Genomic DNA, 6,086 nt, shown 5'->3' with positions numbered 1-6,086 from the left:
GCCTATATAGTATGCTGATATATATAGTTTCATATTCTTTGTAACTTTTCTTGTTTATATCATAAATATTTATTATCTTTGCACCAATTGTCTGATTTGACTATTAAGAATTATAAATTAAGCATTAAGAACTATAAATTAAGAAATATCAATATTTTATTTTTATTATGAAACAAACAAAAATTTTATTTTTGCTGTTGCTGGCGTTTATATTGTCGGCAACAGAAGCCTTTGCGCAAACGGTAGGAACCGTTTTCGAATATGGAGGTTGTGAGTATAGGGTTTCCAAGAAAGACCTGCAAAATACAGCTCTCAATGAGGCTGTGGTGCTGACAGTAAAAGGTACTGGTAAGGTCGTTATTCCGACAAAGGTACAAACCCCAGATGGAATGGACAAGGAATGGTACACAGTAACAGGTATTGCACCATGGACTTCCACGGTAGCAGATGGCGTTACAGAGATAGAGTTCTCTGAAGGATTCAAGGAAATTTCTGAAAACTCACTTCGCAAACCTAAAACTCTACAGAAGATAATTATTCCTGCATCTTGTGAGAAAGTGGGCAAAGGGTGCTTTCTTGATTGTCCAGCACTTACGACTTTTGAGGTAAAAACGGGAAATACGAAATATAAGGCAGAGAATGGCTCATTACTGTCTCGTGATGGAAAACAGTTGGTTTATGTTCCGGCAGGTAAGACTGGCGATTATTCCATACCTAATAATGTGGAAGAGATTATGCCAACAGCATTCTCTAATTGTAAAAAGATGCAAAAGATAACTATTCCTGCTTCTGTTACTAAAATTTCAGAAAATAGCGAATATCCCTCATTTAACGGTAGTGGAACTCATTTCACTGTAATTGGTGGCAATAATAATTTCTGCGATAAAGATGGTCTTTTGTGCAATAAAAATGGAACAAAACTCTTACATGTTCCCTTTCACTATGACAGATTAGAAACAACGACTGAAAAATTGACAATTCCTACAGGCATTACCGAAGTGGCACAGAATGCAGCAGTCGGTAGCTATCTGAAACAACTTGATTTAAACCAAACAAAGATAATTGGTAATAACGCTTTTCATTCGTGCAGTGCATTAGAAAGCGTAAAGATAGGTAAAGATGTTAATAAGATTGGTCAGGGAGCATTTACTAACTGCCAATTCATCGAAGCTTTTGTCGTAGATGAACAAAATAGTAACTATGTGGAAAAAGATGGTGTGATCTTTACAAAAGATGGTAAAAACCTTTTACTTTACCCATGCGGAAAGAAAAACGATTATACTGTGCCAGAAGGTACGATAAAGATTGAAGATTTTGCTTTCTCCGATGTTCAGAATTTAGAGAATGTTACAATAGCAAAAACTGTAAAGACTATCTGTCCGTCCGCTTTCAAGGGTGCTAAGATACTGAAAAAGGTGGATTTTCAGGGGACTACAAACCTCGAGACTATCGGAGACCACGCTTTTCAGAACACGAAGTTGGAGAACATTACCATACCTGCATCGGTCAAGAAACTGGAAGGAGCAAGTTTTGCCGATATAGAGACGCTCAAAGAAGTACACTTTGCCACCGGATGTCAATTAGAAGAATTGTCGGGTAATCTTTTCCAAAATGCAAAAAATCTTACGAAAGTTGTATTTGATGGAACGAATAAACTGACGAAGATAAGCAGTGACGTATTCTTGAATTGTTCTAAGCTTGAAACATTTAGAGTTCCTAAAACAGTTACAACCATTGCTAGTGGTGCTTTCAAGGGTACGCAGGGACTAAAAACTGTAGAGTTTGAAGAGAGCTCTGTTCTTGAACGTATCGGTACAGGAGCATTTGCCGATTGCGGAATCACACATATAACTTTGCCTGAAAGCATAAAGCTGATTCAAGAATTGGCTTTCGACCATTGTACGAACCTCACAGAGATTAAGCTACCCAAGAACCTTCAGGAAGTGCAAAAAGGAGCGTTCAATTTCTGTGAGAACCTTTTGAGATTCATTGTTGATAAAGACAACATAAAGTACAGCACACTCGATGGTATGCTTTGCGATATCAAAAAAGAAGTGCTCCATGTATTCCCTGCCGGTAAGGCAAATTCAAAGTATACGCTCGTGCCGTATTTTAAAAAGGTTGATGCTTATTGTTTCTATGGTAGTAATAAAGTTACCAATATCACATTCCCAAAGACGGTAACAGAGATAGGCACACATGCCATTGCTCTTTGTAATAAATTGGAATCGCTCAGTTTTATGGGAGAGGACAACGTGCCGACATTGAATGAAAACATTATGTATGAGTCGGGTAACAAAAAGAATGTTACCATTTATGTGCGTAAGAAGTGGTATGAGACTACTGCCAACGATGAAACTATCAAGAAGTACAATCAAACCTTCAAGGAAGTGCACCCTTCGTTTGTAAGTTCTAAGGGTTACGACCGCGGCACAGAGTTCTTCCCGACATCTATGAAAAATGTGGGTGCCATCAGCTTCTATACCGAGCGTACCTCTGTTATTCTCGACAAAACAGCAAAAGAGGACGCTGTAACCACCCCTGACCATTTCGGCAAAACATTCCCGGAGAAGACATATGAGGTAAGTAGTATTTTAGACTTTGCTTATGAAACAACCACTACGGTAAAGGCTATCGTTTCGCTTGCCGATATGGGCTATATTGGCATGAACTCTTTCAAAGGCACGAGTATCAAGGACGTCTATTTCGTAGGCAATACACCGGGCGAACTCGGTTCTGTTAACTACGAGCAACCAGACAGCTATCCATTTAAAGATGGACAGAATATCTATGTAAAGGAGAGTAAGGTGGCTGATTATAAGAGCAAGTGGCAGATTATCCCCCATACACTGAACATCACCCACGAGATACCACAGCAAACTAATAAGAATGGAGGCTCGATATGCTTTCCATTCGATGTTAAGTATCCAAATGGAAAAGGCAACGACGACATCAAGCCTTACGTGCCGGTAGATTATACTTATGCTTATGCTGCTTCTAACCCTATCGTACGTGCATACAGCATTGACGACTATTATGTACCTGCATACGTTGGTGTGCTTATTCGTAGCAAGAAAACAGCATCGGTAACTTCTTACTGCCAGATGGACGAAGACCAAATGCATAAAGAGGATAAACTCACAGCTGTTGGTTATGACAAAAATGCTGATAACCGTATGGTTGGAGCAGTGGAAGATGTTACCATTCAAAACGAGAGCGGTTTCCAATACTACACTTTCAGCAAGAAGTATGGTAAGTTCGTAAAGGTTACGGACGGAGTTAAAATCCCTTACTTCAAGGCATACTTCCGTCTGAAAAACAGCCCGACAAGTCCTGCCAAGGGTTTCAGCATTGTGTTCGACGATGAGGATGTTCCTGCGGGCATCGACGGTATTACCGAGTTTGGCAAGGACAACGACAATGCACCTTACTATAATTTGAACGGTGTACAGGTAAGCAAGCCTTCAAAGGGTGTGTACATCCACAACGGCAAAAAGGTAATAATCAAATAAACGAGTAGCGACAAATGAAAAAAACAGCATATATAAAACCTCTTGTTGAGGTGATTGAAGTAGATGGCAACGCTTTGATGGAAGTATGGAGTATCGGCATAGATAACGACCCGGACCATTCCATCAAGCCCGGTGATGAAGACGACATCGGTGCCAAAGAAGGTTCCTTTGAGTACGAAGACTGGGGAAAACCTGATTTCAATTCTTAAGAACCCCAAATAACCTATATTCAGCCATGTTCAACCTGTGTACGAGGTTGGGCATGGCACTTTTATTATGGGTATGTTCTTTTCGGAACTACTAATAATGAGAAATTGTTAATTAATATTAACCTGCCGTGGGTGGTGTAGATATAGATAACGACAAGTCCTACTTCAGTGGGGCACTAAAGTATAAGTAGTGCCCCACTACTTATACTTTAGTTGTTATTAACATTTACATCGTTTTGCGGCATAAAAACAATTAGAATTATGGCTTTTTACAAGAAAACAAAAGTGAAGGTGAACGGCAAGTTTTTATAGTCTCAAGAATTGTTGAGAGACAGGACTTGCGACTATGTTATTTATTTTATAGTGAATAAGATAAGTGTTAATTAATTATGAACACCTACTTACTTAGCACTAAAGCGATTTATTAAAGTCTGTATTGTCCTAATTTTACAACGCTGTTGCACCGGTTTTATCGCAAATTAAATCGGAGCCCGGCTTTTAGTTGGAAAGATACAGGGCGGTCGCTATAAATGGTTTGCAAGTCTGAATTGTTGTTGAAATGATAGGTTACGCCTGGCTCTAAATAGAGGCTGACACCTTTTGTAAGTTTGTAGGCTGCACCGAATCGGGCTGATAATGACCATTGCAACTCTTTCATTTTTACTTTGTTGCTGATGGTGGTTTCGGTGCCATCGTATCGTTCTTTCTGCTTTCCGTAGACCATTTTTTCGACACTTCCGCCCCCCGACACATACACAGAGGTGTTGTGTCGCTGCCACAACTGATAGTTCAGATTGAGCGGAATGCCGACGAAATTCAGTTGCTGTTTGATGTTGTGGTTTATGTTAGCCACTTCGTAAGTGAGTTCCGAATAGTGATGACTATACATCAAACCTGTTTCCACGCTTATCTTGCTGCTCAATGGCAAGGCTACGGAAACGCCCAAGGTGATGGGTTGTCGGTGGTTGGCTTTTTTTACCATCTTGTTTTGCCCTGTTACTTCTATTCCGTTGTTGTCTTTCATTGCTGCCGGTTCTATGGAATAAAGGTCGTCTGACGAATTTACCGTGGGCATACCTGCAAGCAACATACCCAGTTGGACGGAGTTTTTATTGTGTCGGGGGTGGCTGTTGGCGGTAGGCGTGGTGGGGCGTTGGTGCTTTGTGGGCTCTGTGCATTCCACTTTTTGGTTTGCTTTGCCCGCTTCGTTTACAGTCGTTTCTTGTATGTTACCCGTTTTATCTGTCGGTTCTGTGGTGGTAGTGGGCTGTTCTACCATTGCTAAAGTGGTTTTGTCGCCGGTATTTTGAGGCAAAACCGTCGATACAACAGCTTTGAAAGCAGCTTTTACAGAGGTGAATATGCCGTTCCTTGCATTTTCCGTAGAAGTGCTTTCGTTGCTATTACTGCCGGTATATGTGTTGTCGGGAGATGTTGTTGCTGTTTCTCCGCGTCGGTTTTCTACTACATTTTTATTGTTTTCTGCTAAGTTGCCAATTGCATTTGTGTTGTTCGTAACATTTACAACAGAATTGTTTACCAGCAAAATCGCAGCAATTGCAGCGGCAGAGAGAATGGCTGTGAGCCAAACAGCAGCCTTGCCCTGCTTCTTTTTATTGGTGTTGGCAGCTGTAATCGGTACTTCTGTGGGGTTATTTACTGCCTTCTCACCTTCGTTGATAGGTGAGATATGCTTTAAAATCTCGTCAAACAGTCCTTGGGGAGGAGTTGTTTCATAATCGTTTAGCTTATTATGAAATCCTTTTTTCCATTCTTCGTTCATAGTTTCACTCCTTTCCTATATGAGACAATTTGTTGTTTAAGTATGCTTTTTGCACGGGATAGCTGCGAAGCGGAAGACTTTGCCCTAATCCCAAGTATTTCTCCAATTTCTTTGTGCGATTTGTTTTCTAATACGTATAAGTTGAATACGACTCTGTAACCATCGGGCAGCGACTGTATCATCTGCAGTAGCTTTTCTTCGGGTATATCTTCTACCGTTAAATCCGACCTGTCGTCTTGTTCGGGAAGTTGCTCTCCGTATATCAGCGGAATGGTTTTCTTGTTGCGCAAGAAGCCCAATGCCTCCATAACAACGATTTGTTTGCTCCATGCGAACAACGAACCGCTACCCCTGTATTCAAAACTGCCAATTTTTGTGAATATCTTTATGAATGCGTCTTGCAGAATATCTTTTGCATCGTCTTTATCTGCAATATAGCGTGAACACACTGTCATGAATATCCCTGCGTATAGGTTGTAGAAAGTCCGCATCGCTGAAGCGTCCCGTTTTAGGAGCCCTTCAGCGATTTTAGTTTCTTCTTTCTGGTCTAACTGTATCATTCAGTGTGTATGTATCTTTCCT

4 protein-coding genes are annotated in these 6,086 nt (G+C 40.6%); 2 read left to right on the top strand and 2 right to left on the bottom strand.

The window, feature by feature from the left end; genetic code table 11:
• Positions 1-167 precede the first annotated feature (167 nt).
• Together JCM15124_RS08860 and JCM15124_RS08855 are read left to right on the top strand one after the other, a co-directional pair.
• Positions 168-3,512 carry a leucine-rich repeat domain-containing protein gene (locus JCM15124_RS08860; protein ID WP_024999141.1) on the top strand — a complete coding sequence of 1,115 codons (3,345 nt, stop codon included), beginning with the start codon at positions 168-170 and terminating at the stop codon, positions 3,510-3,512.
• A gap of 14 nt (positions 3,513-3,526) precedes the next feature.
• Positions 3,527-3,721, top strand: coding sequence for a hypothetical protein (locus JCM15124_RS08855; protein WP_024998709.1), 195 nt, complete (start codon positions 3,527-3,529; stop codon positions 3,719-3,721).
• Positions 3,722-4,190: 469 nt separating this feature from the next.
• Here JCM15124_RS08855 and JCM15124_RS08850 read toward each other — a convergent pair whose 3' ends face one another.
• Together JCM15124_RS08850 and JCM15124_RS08845 are read right to left on the bottom strand one after the other, a co-directional pair.
• A complete protein-coding gene (locus JCM15124_RS08850) occupies positions 4,191-5,504 on the bottom strand; it encodes an outer membrane beta-barrel protein (RefSeq protein WP_024999140.1) in 1,314 nt (437 codons plus the stop codon).
• A complete protein-coding gene (locus tag JCM15124_RS08845; protein ID WP_024999139.1) occupies positions 5,501-6,064 on the bottom strand; it encodes an RNA polymerase sigma factor in 564 nt (187 codons plus the stop codon). The genes JCM15124_RS08850 and JCM15124_RS08845 overlap by 4 nt, the downstream gene beginning before the upstream one ends.
• Positions 6,065-6,086 lie beyond the last annotated feature (22 nt).

The sequence above is a fragment of the Prevotella falsenii DSM 22864 = JCM 15124 genome (assembly GCF_000613945.1).
GTDB classification, from domain to species: domain Bacteria; phylum Bacteroidota; class Bacteroidia; order Bacteroidales; family Bacteroidaceae; genus Prevotella; species Prevotella falsenii.
The sequence above is the reverse complement of the archived record's forward strand: the minus strand, read 5'-3'. Positions and strand labels throughout refer to the sequence as shown.

Bases quoted from the DNA above. Each gene is read 5' to 3' on its own strand.
- JCM15124_RS08850 (WP_024999140.1), bottom strand. From the start codon at position 5,504: ATGAACGAAGAATGGAAAAAAGGATTTCATAATAAGCTAAACGATTAT.
- JCM15124_RS08845 (WP_024999139.1), bottom strand. From the start codon at position 6,064: ATGATACAGTTAGACCAGAAAGAAGAAACTAAAATCGCTGAAGGGCTC.
- JCM15124_RS08860 (WP_024999141.1), top strand. From the start codon at position 168: ATGAAACAAACAAAAATTTTATTTTTGCTGTTGCTGGCGTTTATATTG.
- JCM15124_RS08855 (WP_024998709.1), top strand. From the start codon at position 3,527: ATGAAAAAAACAGCATATATAAAACCTCTTGTTGAGGTGATTGAAGTA.